The sequence below is a fragment of the Pseudomonas sp. MF5691 genome (assembly GCF_016405645.1).
Classification (GTDB): Bacteria; Pseudomonadota; Gammaproteobacteria; order Pseudomonadales; family Pseudomonadaceae; genus Aquipseudomonas; species Aquipseudomonas shahriarae.
In genome coordinates, this window is the sequence record NZ_JAEKDC010000007.1 from 26,077 (window position 1) to 37,953 (window position 11,877).

Annotated in this window: 20 protein-coding genes and 1 pseudogene; 7 read left to right on the plus strand and 14 right to left on the minus strand. The window is 61.0% G+C overall.

What is annotated here, in order from left to right; genetic code table 11:
* The first annotated feature begins 36 nt into the window (after positions 1-36).
* From JFT44_RS12230 to JFT44_RS29140, 3 genes and pseudogenes are all read left to right on the plus strand, one after another.
* Positions 37-711: an NAD-dependent epimerase/dehydratase family protein gene (locus JFT44_RS12230; protein ID WP_198830728.1), complete on the plus strand. Its 675-nt coding sequence runs from the start codon at positions 37-39 to the stop codon at positions 709-711.
* 21 nt (positions 712-732) lie between these two features.
* Positions 733-1,029 (plus strand): annotated as a pseudogene (locus tag JFT44_RS29135) (MFS transporter); the annotation flags it as partial.
* Positions 1,008-1,208: a hypothetical protein gene (locus tag JFT44_RS29140; protein ID WP_233096830.1), complete on the plus strand. Its 201-nt coding sequence runs from the start codon at positions 1,008-1,010 to the stop codon at positions 1,206-1,208. The pseudogene JFT44_RS29135 and the gene JFT44_RS29140, both read left to right, overlap by 22 nt.
* A 4-nt stretch (positions 1,209-1,212) precedes the next feature.
* On the opposite strand, the gene JFT44_RS12240 is transcribed toward JFT44_RS29140, so the two are convergent.
* Entirely contained in the window at positions 1,213-1,701 is a 489-nt protein-coding gene (locus tag JFT44_RS12240; RefSeq protein WP_057958768.1) for a DMT family transporter, read from the minus strand.
* A 77-nt stretch (positions 1,702-1,778) separates the two neighbouring features.
* On the opposite strand from JFT44_RS12240, the gene JFT44_RS12245 reads away from it, so the two are divergent.
* From JFT44_RS12245 to JFT44_RS12260, 4 genes are all read left to right on the plus strand, one after another.
* Positions 1,779-2,696, plus strand: a complete 918-nt coding sequence (locus tag JFT44_RS12245) for a LysR family transcriptional regulator (protein WP_374068065.1) — start codon at positions 1,779-1,781, stop codon at positions 2,694-2,696.
* 63 nt (positions 2,697-2,759) lie between these two features.
* Positions 2,760-3,401, plus strand: coding sequence for a LysE family translocator (locus JFT44_RS12250; protein WP_128593594.1), 642 nt, complete (start codon positions 2,760-2,762; stop codon positions 3,399-3,401).
* A gap of 118 nt (positions 3,402-3,519) precedes the next feature.
* A complete protein-coding gene (locus JFT44_RS12255; protein WP_057439756.1) occupies positions 3,520-4,047 on the plus strand; it encodes a DUF4142 domain-containing protein in 528 nt (175 codons plus the stop codon).
* 385 nt (positions 4,048-4,432) lie between these two features.
* Positions 4,433-4,579 (plus strand): hypothetical protein, encoded by a 147-nt coding sequence (locus JFT44_RS12260; RefSeq protein WP_162947704.1) that lies wholly within the window; start codon positions 4,433-4,435, stop codon positions 4,577-4,579.
* Between the two features lie 13 nt (positions 4,580-4,592).
* On the opposite strand, the gene JFT44_RS12265 is transcribed toward JFT44_RS12260, so the two are convergent.
* The 13 genes from JFT44_RS12265 to JFT44_RS12325 form a co-directional block, all read right to left on the minus strand.
* On the minus strand, positions 4,593-5,093 hold the full coding sequence (locus JFT44_RS12265) for a methylated-DNA--[protein]-cysteine S-methyltransferase (RefSeq protein ID WP_169960414.1): 501 nt from the start codon (positions 5,091-5,093) through the stop codon (positions 4,593-4,595).
* Positions 5,094-5,189: 96 nt separating this feature from the next.
* Positions 5,190-5,600, minus strand: a complete 411-nt coding sequence (locus tag JFT44_RS12270) for a type II toxin-antitoxin system HicB family antitoxin (RefSeq protein WP_120732022.1) — start codon at positions 5,598-5,600, stop codon at positions 5,190-5,192.
* 22 nt (positions 5,601-5,622) lie between these two features.
* Positions 5,623-5,805 carry a type II toxin-antitoxin system HicA family toxin gene (locus JFT44_RS12275; RefSeq protein WP_115127579.1) on the minus strand — a complete coding sequence of 61 codons (183 nt, stop codon included), beginning with the start codon at positions 5,803-5,805 and terminating at the stop codon, positions 5,623-5,625.
* A gap of 380 nt (positions 5,806-6,185) precedes the next feature.
* The gene (locus JFT44_RS12280; RefSeq protein ID WP_044272746.1) at positions 6,186-6,416 is read right to left on the minus strand and encodes an AlpA family transcriptional regulator; all 231 of its coding nucleotides are present in this window, start codon (positions 6,414-6,416) and stop codon (positions 6,186-6,188) included.
* A 79-nt stretch (positions 6,417-6,495) separates the two neighbouring features.
* On the minus strand, positions 6,496-6,870 hold the full coding sequence (locus JFT44_RS12285) for a hypothetical protein (RefSeq protein WP_198830729.1): 375 nt from the start codon (positions 6,868-6,870) through the stop codon (positions 6,496-6,498).
* Positions 6,867-7,121, minus strand: a complete 255-nt coding sequence (locus JFT44_RS12290; RefSeq protein WP_198830730.1) for a hypothetical protein — start codon at positions 7,119-7,121, stop codon at positions 6,867-6,869. Before JFT44_RS12290 ends, JFT44_RS12285 begins: the two co-directional genes overlap by 4 nt.
* A 64-nt stretch (positions 7,122-7,185) precedes the next feature.
* A complete protein-coding gene (locus tag JFT44_RS12295; RefSeq protein ID WP_198830731.1) occupies positions 7,186-7,695 on the minus strand; it encodes a hypothetical protein in 510 nt (169 codons plus the stop codon).
* Positions 7,688-7,864 (minus strand): hypothetical protein, encoded by a 177-nt coding sequence (locus JFT44_RS12300; protein ID WP_198830796.1) that lies wholly within the window; start codon positions 7,862-7,864, stop codon positions 7,688-7,690. Before JFT44_RS12300 ends, JFT44_RS12295 begins: the two co-directional genes overlap by 8 nt.
* Positions 7,861-8,193 carry a hypothetical protein gene (locus JFT44_RS12305; protein WP_233098346.1) on the minus strand — a complete coding sequence of 111 codons (333 nt, stop codon included), beginning with the start codon at positions 8,191-8,193 and terminating at the stop codon, positions 7,861-7,863. Before JFT44_RS12305 ends, JFT44_RS12300 begins: the two co-directional genes overlap by 4 nt.
* Positions 8,190-9,866 (minus strand): DNA cytosine methyltransferase, encoded by a 1,677-nt coding sequence (locus JFT44_RS12310; protein WP_198830732.1) that lies wholly within the window; start codon positions 9,864-9,866, stop codon positions 8,190-8,192. Before JFT44_RS12310 ends, JFT44_RS12305 begins: the two co-directional genes overlap by 4 nt.
* 58 nt (positions 9,867-9,924) lie before the next feature.
* A complete protein-coding gene (locus tag JFT44_RS12315; RefSeq protein WP_198830733.1) occupies positions 9,925-10,536 on the minus strand; it encodes a 3'-5' exonuclease in 612 nt (203 codons plus the stop codon).
* Positions 10,537-10,598: 62 nt separating this feature from the next.
* On the minus strand, positions 10,599-11,666 hold the full coding sequence (locus JFT44_RS28895) for a DNA translocase FtsK (RefSeq protein ID WP_198830734.1): 1,068 nt from the start codon (positions 11,664-11,666) through the stop codon (positions 10,599-10,601).
* Positions 11,667-11,675: 9 nt separating this feature from the next.
* On the minus strand, positions 11,676-11,876 hold the full coding sequence (locus JFT44_RS12325; protein ID WP_198830735.1) for a hypothetical protein: 201 nt from the start codon (positions 11,874-11,876) through the stop codon (positions 11,676-11,678).
* Position 11,877 lies beyond the last annotated feature (1 nt).

The window sequence follows — 11,877 nt, forward strand, 5'->3', positions numbered from 1 at the left end:
GTCTTTAGCTTGAAACTTGCCACTGAGGCCTCCCTGATGAGAGTTCTGCTATTCGGCGCCACCGGCATGGTCGGCCAGGGCGTGTTGCGTGAGTGTCTGCTGGCCGCTGATGTGCAGGAAGTGGTGGCGGTGGGGCGCACGGCGTTGACCCAGGAGCATGGCAAGCTGCACCAGGTGTTGCATGCCGATATGTTCGACTTCCAGCCCCTGGAGCATTTGCTGCAGGGCTTTGACGCCTGTCTGTTTTGCCTGGGGGTGTCGTCGGTGGGCGTGGATGAAGCCACCTACACCCGGCAGACCTACGACCTGACCCTGGTCGCCGCCAGTACCCTGGCGCGGCTCAATCCGCAGATGACGTTTGTGTACGTGTCCGGTGCCGGCACCGACAGTTCCGAGCAGGGCAAGGTGATGTGGGCGCGGGTCAAGGGCAAGACCGAGAACGCCTTGCTGCGCCTGCCGTTCAAGGCGGTGTATCTGTTCCGGCCGGGGATCATTCAGCCGCTGCATGGCGTGCGTTCGAAAACCGCGCTCTACCAGACGATCTACAACCTGATCGGGCCGCTGCTGTCCCTGGTCCGGCGCATGCGGCCAGCCTGGGTGGTGAGTACCGAGACCGTGGGCCGGGCGATGCTCGCGGTGGTCCGGCATGGCGCTCCGCAAGCGGTGATTGAGCCTGCGCAGATCCATCGCCTGGCTGCCGAGCGTTTGTAATGCTCTCGAAAAGCCTGATCCGTCGCCTGGCGCCTGATGCCGTTGATCATGGTGTGTTATCTGTTTGCCTTTTTTGATCGCGTCAATATCAGCTTCGCCAAGTTCCGGTTGCAGGCTGACCTGGGTTTGAGCAACACCGCCTACGGTTTGGGCGCGGGGCTGTTTGTGATCGGGTATGTGATCTTCGAAGTCCCGAGCAACATGATGTTGTACAAGGTCGGCGCCCGGCGTTGGATTGCCCGGATCATGGTGTCCTGGGGGCTGGCGACGGCCGCGATGGTGTTTGTGACAGCCGAGTGGCAGTTCTATGCATTGCGCTGATCAATACGTTGGGCCAACTCGGTGGCATCGTCAGCCCGGTAATGGTCGGGCGCATCAAGGACATCACGGGCAGCACGACCCCGGCGCTGTATGTGATTGGCGTGTGTGCATTGATTGCGGCGGCGCTGCTGCTGTGGGGCTTGCCGCATAAGTTGCGCACCTCCGACAAGCGCTGACGACTCAGCTCACGCCAGCCAATGCCTTGGCTGGCGCGCTACTGAACTGAATCAACACCACCCCGCCAATCAACATCAGCACCCCAAGCAAGCGGGGGGCGGTCAGTTGCCGCTCCACCAGACCAAACAGGCCGAAGTGGTCGAGCAACAATGACGCGAGGATTTGCCCGGCCATGGCCAGGGCGATAAACCCCGAGGCCCCGAGTTTTGGCAGCAAGACCAGGGCCAGGGAGATAAAGCACACGCCGAATGCGCCGCCGGTCCACATCCATAGCGGCGCCTTGGTGATAAAGCCGAGGCTTGGCAGCGGCAGCCGTAACGCCAGGATCACCGGCAATAACACCAGAATACTCACCAGCAGCGAGGCCAGGGTCGCCCACAACGGATGCCCGAGGCCGCGCCCGAGGTTGGCGTTGATTGCGCTTTGAAACGGCACCACCGCCCCGGCAATCACCGCCAACAGTAACAAGCCCAACCAATGCAACGTGGTCATGATCAATCTCCAAAAGGTTTTACTGGACTCTACGGTATTCGTCGCGCAGATTTAAATTCCAAGTTCTTATGCCGAACATGCATGCCATGAATGATCTGCGCCGTGTTGACCTTAACCTACTGGTGATCCTCGACGCGTTGCTCAGCGAGCAGCACGTCACCCGCGCTGCCGAGCGCCTGCACCTGAGCCAGCCGGCGGTCAGCCATGCGCTGGGGCGCTTGCGTGATTTGTTGGGCGACCCGTTGCTGGTGCGCCAAGGCGGCGGCCTGGTCGCCACCGCTCGCGCGCTGGAACTGGCGGCGCCGCTGGCTGATGCCTTGGCCCAGGTCCAGTCGTTGCTGGCGCCGAACCGTTTTGATCCGGCGTCGGCCAGGCGCACCTTTCGCCTGGCCATGTCCGATTACGGCGCGGCTCTCTTGTTGCCCGGGCTGGTGCGGGCGCTGCGCGAGCAGGCGCCAGGGATTGACTTGGCCATCACCCACGCCAGTCGCGAAGGCATGCAGGAAGGGGTGCTCAGTGGGGAGATCGACCTGGCCGCCGGCGTGTTTCCCGACCTGCCGGCCGAGTTACGCAGCACGCCGTTATTCGAAGAGCACTACGCCTGCCTGGTGGACCGCGACAGCTTGCCCGCCGACGGTGGGCTCGACCTGCCGACCTACCTGGCACGGCCCCATGTGCTACTGGAAATGCGCGGCAGCGGCACCCCGGAAATCGAGCGGGCGCTGACCGCGATCCGCGAGCGACGGCACGTGGCGATCAGCCTGCCGCATTGGGGCATCGCGCCGCAGTTGATCCAGGGCACCGACCTGATCCTTACCGTGTCCTCCCAAGGGCTGCTGAACATCGACTCGCGGCACTTGCTGGTGGTGCCGCCGCCGTTTCATATCCCATCCTTCGGTTTTGTACTGGCCTGGCATAAACGCCGCGCGGGGGATGGCGCCTTGCAGTGGCTGATCACCCAAGTGCAAGACGTGTTGGCCAAACGTGCGGCCTAGCATTGCAGTGCCCGGTGGATTGTGCACAATCGACGCGCCCCCTCTTTTCTGAGCGTGTTACCCATGACTTCATCATTGCTGTTTGCCGTCATCGCCTCGGGCTTTATCTATGGCATCACGCCGGGCCCCGGGGTGCTGGCGGTATTTGGCATTGGAGCGGCACGCGGCCGTCGGGCCGGCGCGGGTTTTCTGTGTGGGCACCTGCTGGGCGATGTGGTGTGGTGCAGTACCGCGTTGGTGGCGATTGTCGGCGCCCGGGAGATCGGTAGCAGCGCGTTTGATGTGCTGGGTGTGCTCAGTGCCCTTTACCTGTTCTGGCTCGGCATCCGTGCCATTCGCACCCGCAACCGCAGCGGGGACGCGCCTCAGGGGGCGGCGCGCCAACCGTTCTGGCACGGCATTCTGTTTGGCCTGACCAACCCCAAGGCGTATCCGGTGGCCGTGGCCACGTTCACCGCACTCCTGTCGAGCCGGGCCGAGCTGCTGACCTGGAGCATGCTGCCGTGGTTGATTGTCCTGAGCTTTGTAGGCGGCCTGCTGGCTTACGGGATCCTCATCGGCGTCGTGGGCGCGCGGCAGGTGCGTACGGTGTATCAGCGTCATGAAGTGTTGATCACCAAGCTGTGCGGGGTGATGTTTATCGGCTTCGCGATCAATGCCCTGGCCCATGCGTTGCCGGGCTTGCTGGGCAGTAAAACGTCCTGAGTACCGACGACCGTTCGTCGCACCAGCAAGTTTTTTCTAAACCTTTGCCGCCCTGAAAATTCAGATTCAGGGCGGGGCTCGTTCCCCGGCATGTATTTATTACCTGGAGGAACCCATCATGAGCCGCATGGCTATCCGGTTACGCACCGCCACTTTCGCGATGCTGCTGGGCCTCGGCGCCAGCAATGCTTTTGCCCAAGGCCCCGCCGAATTTATCGAGCAAGCCTCGGCCAAGGGCATGGCCGATATCGAAACCAGCCGCATGGCCCACGCCAAGACCTCGTCTCAGGAAATCAAGGACTACACCATCGAGGTCATCAACGAACGCACCCTGGCCAATCAACATTTGGCGGCCATTGCGAAAAAACTCGACTTGCCGGTGGCGCCTCGCGACCAGATCGTCGACAAGGCTGAAACCTTGATGCCTGAGCTGACCGATGGCGACTCCTTTGACGCCGCCTACACGGCTCAGCAGGTCAAGGCCAACGAAGATGCAATCGCGTTGTTCAAGCAGGAAGGTGCTGCTTCGGATATCCCTGAGATAAAGGCATTGGTCGACGAAACCCTGCCCAAGCTGGAAACCCGCCTGGAAAAAGCCCGGGCGCTGGCTTCGTCCTACAGCAAGAGCCGCAACAGCGACGGTTGATCGCGGGCTTTACCAGGAAACGGCGGTTGGAGCTGATCCAACCGCCGTTTTTTTACGCCTGGTTCAGGTCGGTCTTGCCTGGGTCCGCCGCCGTGCCGTCGCCGCCGAGGTTGACGGTATGGCGCTCGCCCAAGGTACGGTATTCGCTGCGCAGTTTTTCCAGGGCTTTGAAGTCCAGGCCATCGAGGCTTCATGGCGATGCTCCAGATAAGTGCTGATGAAAGTACTGACCGTGGCGGCACGCTGAAATTTCTTTTTACAATTGTTGACCTACATGAATTCGGTCGGGCCGTGCAACCGTTGGGCAGGTGCGGGGTGCAGGCATCGAACCCTGCTTGTGCAGGCTGGTCACTGTTTCATCACCCCGTTGAATGGAAGCGCGATCATGAGCCTCTCTCGTACTCTCTGCCTGGCCTGCTGCCTGGTGCTGTTGCAAGGCTGTTTCGACAGCTCTGACAATGAAACCCAGGACAACACCGACGGCAGCAAATCCTCGGTGCAAATGAAGGACTCCAAGGCTGATCAGCCCTAGCGTTAGGTGGTTGTCAGAACAACGACCTTGTGGCCTCGCTATCCTCTAGGGTCAGCAAGTACTGCTTGGCTTCAAGCCCGCCGGCAAACCCGGTGAGGCCGCCCGCAGCACCAATCACCCGATGGCAGGGCGCGACGATCGAAATAGGGTTGCGCCCGTTCGCCGCCCCCACCGCGCGTACAGCCTTGGGGTTGCCTATCTGTTGGGCGATCTGGCTGTAGCTGCGGGTTTCACCGAAGGGAATAGTCAGCAGCGCACCCCAGACTTTTTTCTGGAACTCGGTGCCGTCAAAGTCCAGTTCCAGCTCGAAGCACTCGCGGGTGCCGGCAAAATACTCGTTCAACTGCCGCTCGGCCTCCAGCAGCACCGCGCTGTGGTTGACTTCCACTAACTCGCCCAGGCGCACACGGTTGGCGCGCTCGGCCTCCCACAAGATGGCGGCGAGCTTGCCGTTGCGGGCAACCAGGGTCAGTTGGCCGACGGGGGAGGGCATGAGTTTGTATTCACACGGCATAAGCGGGCTCCTTGTTGAGTGGATCGTTTATCGCCTGCACTTTAGCGCTCGTCGCGGGTAGTTGAACTACGTTTCTTGCGCTCAAATTCGGCGATGTTATCGCTCCTGTTGCAGCACTTTCAGCGCTGCCGATGCCAGGAACCCCGAACGGCTTTTTTCTTCCGGGTGGTGCAGCACGTACTCATCAATGCGGTTGAGCAAGTAGCCAGGCAGCGTGATGTTGAGTTTTTGCGCCTTGCCCAGGTACTTGGTTACATCAATATCCACCACCGCCCAGGTACAGCCGGCGTACAGGGGGTTGGCTGCGTGCAGCGTGACCTTTTGTGCGCTGGGAATGGGCGCGCCCTCTTCGGCCAGCAGCTCAAAATGGCCTTCTATGGCTTCCCGTGCCATGGCCATGGCGTCGTCCAGGTCATCACCGGCAGAGAAGCAGCCAGGGATGTCAGGGACTTCTACGCCCCAGGCGTGGTGATCGTCGCCGGTTGAAATTGCAATCGGATACAGCATGTTCTTGTCCTCCAGGTACGCTTCAAGCGAGCAGAGCTTGTTTCAAGATGCTCTTGGCGGTCTTGTCCAACAGATGCTTCTTGGGGTGGGGAATGGTCACCAGCCCAGGCTTGGCAGGGTGTTTAAAATGATGATGGCTGCCCCTGACGCGCACCAGGTACCAGCCATCAGCCACGATATGGCCTATCAAATATCGGCTATCCACATCACCTCCTTGTGGTGTGTTGGTGGTGACTATAACTACTAAATAAAAATTATCAATACTCTACCCACCAACAAAAGAGGGCAGGCGGTGCAAGAAGTTTATGGGGGCGGGGCGAGGCTGCTGGATGAAGGTATTGCGGGGTTTTACTGATAAATCCCAGGCACAAAAAAACCGGCTTCAGGAGCCGGTTTTTTATTCATCCTCCATCAAGGTCAAGCTGATGGGGGAGGACAATCTGAGTGGAGCGGGTAGAGGACTTGTGACTGCTCACGTTTTACGGGGCCTGCAAGGCACTTGTGCGTTTCACCATACACGCCGCCATACAGTTCACTTGGGGCTGTCGCGGATTGCTCGGCCCCTTGGTGATCAATCGCCGGCAGTTATTGTTCGTCGCTGCTGGCTTGGTTGCGTGCTGCTTTCTTGTCGGCGATCCACTGTTCGACCTCGACGGGATCGAAGCGAACCCGGGCGCCGCGTGCCTCACTGGTCTTGATCGGCGTGGGGAACGTCTTGTCGCGTACCCGCAGTTTGTTCAGCCCGGAAACGCTCTGCATGCCGAGCATCTTGATTACTTCTGCGTTGCCCACCAGGGCGGTGTTTTGCTGTTGCATAGAAATACCTCGCCACGCCGTCGCCGGCTGGATTCATGGTGTTGGGTGGAAGTTTACAGCGTGGAGTACGGATGTACTCCTATCGGGATTTGAGTAACTCGCGCAACTGAGCGTCGGCGGCTTGCATGTCGGCCATCGAGCGAAACCCGATGTTGATGGCGTACTTTCCGCCGCCGGTTTCAGTCGTGTAGAAGCCGGTGCTCGGTGCATCCGCCACCGGCTCGCCCTGGGGCTGGGCGGCTGGCTTGTACATTGGCCAACGCGGCGTGCAGTTGCAGCCCCAGGTCACAAGACTCCCACCACATTCGGGACAAGGCACGTTTTCTTCTGGATTTGCATCCAGCATGGCGCGCAGCTCATGAGCGGCAGCTGCTTGTGCAAGGCCACCCTTACCGGACAGCAGAATTTCAAGCGCGGCACGCGAGACGCCGTCAATCGTTTGGTTGGTGGTCATGGTTTCACCTTCAGGCCTGCGGCTTGAATGGCGAATCGAGTGCCGTTAGGCGTCAGCATTGCGCCGACATTGGTTTGCCATGCCTTAGGCAGCTCCACCTCAACGGTGGCTCGGGATTCGCACCAAACAGCGAAATCACGCTCAATCGGCTCGTTGTATGAGCGCTTATCACCCAATACGGTCACCCAAATAGAGCCGTCGCGACGAATGATGAACTGCTCGAAAGCATCCCGAATTTTTCCGTCACTCATAAATCACCTCAGCAAATCAGTTGTGCCAGTGCCAGCAGGCACCAGCAGTAGGCGGGGAGTTGGGTTATTGCTGAAGCCCATCGTTCTGCATCAACCATTCAAGGCCTTCCGCCGTGAGCGGGTCTTGCCCGCGCGTCCGGTTTTTTGCTGAACGGTGGGATACGCAAAACGGCGAGTTGGCACGCCTTGGTGAATCGCACCCAGGGCAGGCGCAAGGCTTGCCGCTGCTCTCTGCTGGCTTGAGCGCGGCCAGGAAGACGCGCATTTCAGCCATCACCTGGTCATGCTCCAGGTCGTTCGGCTCAACGTCTTCGTGAAACTCAATCTCGGTATCGAAGTTGGCAACGATGCGTTGGATCAGCGACGTAGCAGTGTCGGCACGCTCATCCGCTGCGGTCAGCAGGGCTTGCAGGGCTCGTTCGCGGCGTTCGGCAGCAACGCAACCCTCGGCAGCAGTAAGGAAACACTGCACTGCGCTGTCATAGTCGGGGCCCAGGACAACGTTGATGCGGCCCAGGGCCTGGCCTTCAACAAGCCCAGCCTCGGTTACGTGGTAACGCTTCACTTCACTCATGATTCTTCTCCCGCGCGCGCAGCTCGGCCATTTCCGCCTGCCGGGCCTTGCTGCATTTGTCGTGGTTGCCGTGGGCGCGGGAGTGCCCGCACTTGTCGCATAGGGTCTGTAGGTCCAGCGGGCGCATCGGCGCGCCTCGGATCTTGGTGGTGCGGCGTAGGGCGGTCATAACGCCCCCTTCAACACATCAATGACCTGCTTGATACCGCTGGCCACGCTGGACGGCTGGGCCACGGCGTACCGGGTCAGGTCGGCTATGGCCTTGGTGCGCACTGGCTCGCGCCGTACTGACGAGCCCAGGGCCCGCACGAACTCAAGGGCGTACCGCTTGCCCTCCAGTTCCATGACGCGGTTGATAGGGCCGGTGATGACCAGTTCGGGAAGCGGCTCGTTGGCCAGGATCGGCGGGAGTAGCTTGGCCGTTGGGGCTGGCTTCGGGATTGGCGCAGCGGCCCGGGTAAGCGCCTGTTCAAAGGCGCGCATTGCGATGGGGTTCATGGGGTTACCTGCTGAGATACGCTCAATGCCACCGCCACGGGTTGAACCCAGATCGGCATGCTGTTGAGCATGAAGGTTTCGCCGGCCTCGGCCAGCAACAGGGTGGTGCCCATCACATGGGCGATTGCTTCAGCTGCGGCCGGTGGAACTGCGTTCCCGATCCGCTCGCGCCAGGCCTGGTCGCTCAGGCCGTCCAGCTCAAACCATTCTTCTGGCTCAACCAGACTTTGCAGCGCGGCCAGCTCCAGCGTTGTGAACGGCCGGTGCCAGGTGCCGTCGAGGCTTTCGATAACGCAGGTCAGCCGCTCGTTGGCTTCTGGCATGCGTGGGTCAGCGACGGACCACCGCCCATTGTCCTGGCGGGCGCTGGCTGAAACCGCGCCGCACTGGTCGCTCCAGCCCACGACGCCGTAATGGCCGCCGGTTAGGTAGGCATCGCCCTTGGTGCGCTTCATGCCCGGGCGTGGGTCTTGAACAGCGAAAGCGCCCTGGCCGGTGGTGCTGCCAGAAATTACCGTGCGCGAGGTGCCGTCCCACTGGGCCACGTTGTACTTGGCGTGCCCAATGCCTGGGTCGCGGGGATCAGCAACGCTGAATGTCCCTTGCCCGGGCGACTTGACGCCGATTACTGCGCCGCTCGTCTCATCCCAACGGCGGACACCGTACTGCTGGTATTGCAGGGCGCCGGCCCTGGCCCGTGGATCCGCTACCGAAAACTTGCCGTTGGTTGGGCCGCTGCGTGCGGCGACGGTGCCGGCGGTTTCGCTCCAGTCGTGAACACCAAGGAAGCCATCCCGGAACTGGGGAACAATGACCAGGTCGCGCAGGTAGCCGTCCTCGATCGCTAAATCATTCAGACAGCGCCAGTCTTTGCCGGCTTCGACCAGGGCGAGGCGAACCCACGTTTTCCATTGCAGCGCCGGTACCCGGTGCATTGGGCCAGCGGCGGCAACATCACCAGCCATTGGTATGCGGCCCAGGATCGAACCCACAGATTTGAGCGTCTTTTTCTCTGGCTCGTACAGGAAGGGCGGCACCTTTTCGATGTGCCTGGCCACCAGCAAGAAACGCTTGCGGCTCTGGGCCAGGCCGCCGATCACGCCGCAGTCGTGCGTGGTTTCTGCAACTGCATAACCGTAGTGGTTCAGCAGCTTGTTGATCTGGTCCAGCAGGTGCCGGCCACGGGTGGCCAGGCGCGGTACGTTCTCGAAAACGATCAACGATACAGGGTCATCCTTCCAGGCTTCGCACATCAGCCACACGCAGCGCAGCGTCAATTCGTTGAGGGCCTGGTATTTCGGGGTCAGGCTCATTGTTTCGGACAGCAAGCCCGAGGCGCCTTTGCAGGGGCTGGAGATAAACACAGCGTCGGGGCGCTGATAGCCAGCAGCCTTGCGCACGTCGTCAGGGCCAGCTTCAACCCATCCAGGTGGTGGCTGCTTGCCGTGAAAGGCGGTGTACATGCCGAGGGTGAACAGGTCCAGCAGCGTGCCTGGTACACCAGACAGGCGCTGGAAGTCGCGCAACCCGGCCGGGTCAACGTCGATCCCGCCGATGCATTGCCATTCGGCTTGCATGTTGCCCACCGCGGGCTTGGCGTTGTTGAACCCTTTGGCGCCGCCGCCGAGGCCGCAGCAAAAATGGAAGTGCTTAAAAATTCGCTTGAGCATCATGCGGCGATTCCTTGAAAGAGATTTGCGCCAGCGGACGCCGGCGCATGGTGTGGCGGGGTCAAGCCACCTGAGCAGGCGGGTTCATGGCGAAGTAGATGCGGGCGCAGGCATCGGTATCGGCGCGCGCGCGGTGGCCACCTACAAGTTCTTCGCCAGTGAAGTGCAGCAGGGCCTCGGTAACCGAAGGCTGCTTGAACTGGCGCCCACGGCCGGCAGCGATCATGCGTTCGGTCGGCGGGCATTTGACGATGTTGGTGGAGGCCAGGCAGGTACAGTACTTCGGCCCGGCCTTGAATTCGTCGGCGGTGGCGTCGTCCATGAAGCGCTTCAAGCCAATGCGCAAGATTCGGTCATCGAACGAGACGTTGTGTGCGACCCGCAACCCCGCCTGCGCCATGATGCTCATGAAGCCGGCGACCGCTTCGGCTTCGGGGATACCCTGCTCCAGGGCCATTTCGGTGGTGATGCCGTGGATCGCTGCAACGTTGTCAGGGATTACCCAGCCATCAGGCCGCACCATCGCTTCGAACGAGTCCACCAGCACGCCATCAGGGGTGTACAGCAGGGCGCAGATATCGACGATGTGCGGTTGGTCGGGGTGTTCGCTGGGCGACTTGAACAGCGGAAGGCCGGTGGTTTCGGTATCGAAGAAGCAAATCAATTCGGACATGGCGGTTTTCCTGTAGGCAAAACAAAGGCGCCCGTAGGCGCCTGGTGGTGTTGCGGATGGGGTTAGGTCACGTCGGCCAGGGTGGCGACGACGAAGTAGGAGTGTTCCAGCGCTGTGGGGCCTTCCTTCTCCAGCTTGATGACGCCGTTATCCAGCAGGCGCAGCAGCAGGGTGGTGGCCTGTTCGCTGTTAATGGCCAGGCGGCTCTGGATCCATGAGGCTTCAAAGTGGCCCTCTGGTGCTTTGAGGACGATCAACTGGGCAGCGTCGTCGTAGTCGAACTCGCCAAACTCTTTGTCCAGATCGGCGCCGGTGCTTGCAGCGCCACCCGTGCGCTCGGCAAGTTCAGCGGCGGTGCCCAGCGGGTGCTGGCCGTCCGGCTCGTCTGGTCCGGTTGGCGTTGTAAGCACCGGCCGCAGCACCTCGCGCGCGCCGTTGGAGTTCATCGCAGAAACAATACCGGTCTGCTCCATGCCTTCAAGCATCCGCGCAGCACGGTTGTAACCGATCTTCAATTTGCGCTGAATCGCCGAAATGCTTGGGCGGCGGGACTCGATGACGAACACCACGGCATCGCTGTACAGCGGATCCTGACCTTCTGGAACGGTGTCGTCATAGCTTGCGAGCTCGTCCGCGCTGGCGCCGCCACTGGCGAACAGGCTGCCGGTCAGGTCGCTGACGTGCAGTGGCAAGTCCTTCTGGTCGCGGTCCGGCTGGATGAAGTCGAGGCCTTCGTCGTAGTCGGTCGGCGCCACCACCAGCAGACACATCTTCCCGGGAACCTTGGCCAGGGCACCGCCGTTTGGGTCGTTGGCGTCAATGTTGGCGGTGATGGTGATCGCCTTTTCCTTGAACTTGGCGTCGATCACCTTTACTTCGACCACTTCCACGTTGCGCGAGCTGATGATGTTGATCGCGGTGTGAGCCGCCTCGGTAGCGCTCTTGACGGCGCGGTCAATCACTTCCTGCTGGCAGCCTTCATTCAGCTTGGACCATGGGGAATGGATGTTCTTCACTTCGAACAGGACCATGTTCACCAGGTCATGCACCAGCAGTTCGTGCGCGAGCATGGATGGTTCAAAGCCCGCCAGCTTGGCGCGTTCGATAATGTCGCGGTGTTCAGTCTTCATGTGGTTCCCTCAGTGCTTGGCGATTCGCTCAAGGTGTTGTTGTTGAAGCGGGCTCAGGTTGGTATGGGCGCCGTACCGCTTGAAGCTGGCGCGCATGTTCTCGACAAACTCCAGTTCCCAGGCGCCGCTGGCATGCATTTCGGCGGCGACCAGGATGGAAGCGAACTCCTCGACACTGTCGTAGATGTCGCGGATGGATTGGGCAGCCATG

Excerpts from the sequence above, each read along its gene's own strand:
- JFT44_RS12230 (WP_198830728.1), top strand. The coding sequence starts at position 37 with ATGAGAGTTCTGCTATTCGGCGCCACCGGCATGGTCGGCCAGGGCGTG.
- JFT44_RS12240 (WP_057958768.1), bottom strand. The coding sequence starts at position 1,701 with ATGACCACGTTGCATTGGTTGGGCTTGTTACTGTTGGCGGTGATTGCC.
- JFT44_RS12245 (WP_374068065.1), top strand. The coding sequence starts at position 1,779 with ATGCATGCCATGAATGATCTGCGCCGTGTTGACCTTAACCTACTGGTG.
- JFT44_RS12250 (WP_128593594.1), top strand. The coding sequence starts at position 2,760 with ATGACTTCATCATTGCTGTTTGCCGTCATCGCCTCGGGCTTTATCTAT.
- JFT44_RS12255 (WP_057439756.1), top strand. The coding sequence starts at position 3,520 with ATGAGCCGCATGGCTATCCGGTTACGCACCGCCACTTTCGCGATGCTG.
- JFT44_RS12260 (WP_162947704.1), top strand. The coding sequence starts at position 4,433 with ATGAGCCTCTCTCGTACTCTCTGCCTGGCCTGCTGCCTGGTGCTGTTG.
- JFT44_RS12265 (WP_169960414.1), bottom strand. The coding sequence starts at position 5,093 with ATGCCGTGTGAATACAAACTCATGCCCTCCCCCGTCGGCCAACTGACC.
- JFT44_RS12270 (WP_120732022.1), bottom strand. The coding sequence starts at position 5,600 with ATGCTGTATCCGATTGCAATTTCAACCGGCGACGATCACCACGCCTGG.
- JFT44_RS12280 (WP_044272746.1), bottom strand. The coding sequence starts at position 6,416 with ATGCAACAGCAAAACACCGCCCTGGTGGGCAACGCAGAAGTAATCAAG.
- JFT44_RS12285 (WP_198830729.1), bottom strand. The coding sequence starts at position 6,870 with ATGACCACCAACCAAACGATTGACGGCGTCTCGCGTGCCGCGCTTGAA.
- JFT44_RS12290 (WP_198830730.1), bottom strand. The coding sequence starts at position 7,121 with ATGAGTGACGGAAAAATTCGGGATGCTTTCGAGCAGTTCATCATTCGT.
- JFT44_RS12295 (WP_198830731.1), bottom strand. The coding sequence starts at position 7,695 with ATGAGTGAAGTGAAGCGTTACCACGTAACCGAGGCTGGGCTTGTTGAA.
- JFT44_RS12300 (WP_198830796.1), bottom strand. The coding sequence starts at position 7,864 with ATGACCGCCCTACGCCGCACCACCAAGATCCGAGGCGCGCCGATGCGC.
- JFT44_RS12305 (WP_233098346.1), bottom strand. The coding sequence starts at position 8,193 with ATGAACCCCATCGCAATGCGCGCCTTTGAACAGGCGCTTACCCGGGCC.
- JFT44_RS12310 (WP_198830732.1), bottom strand. The coding sequence starts at position 9,866 with ATGATGCTCAAGCGAATTTTTAAGCACTTCCATTTTTGCTGCGGCCTC.
- JFT44_RS12315 (WP_198830733.1), bottom strand. The coding sequence starts at position 10,536 with ATGTCCGAATTGATTTGCTTCTTCGATACCGAAACCACCGGCCTTCCG.
- JFT44_RS28895 (WP_198830734.1), bottom strand. The coding sequence starts at position 11,666 with ATGAAGACTGAACACCGCGACATTATCGAACGCGCCAAGCTGGCGGGC.
- JFT44_RS12325 (WP_198830735.1), bottom strand. The coding sequence starts at position 11,876 with ATGGCTGCCCAATCCATCCGCGACATCTACGACAGTGTCGAGGAGTTC.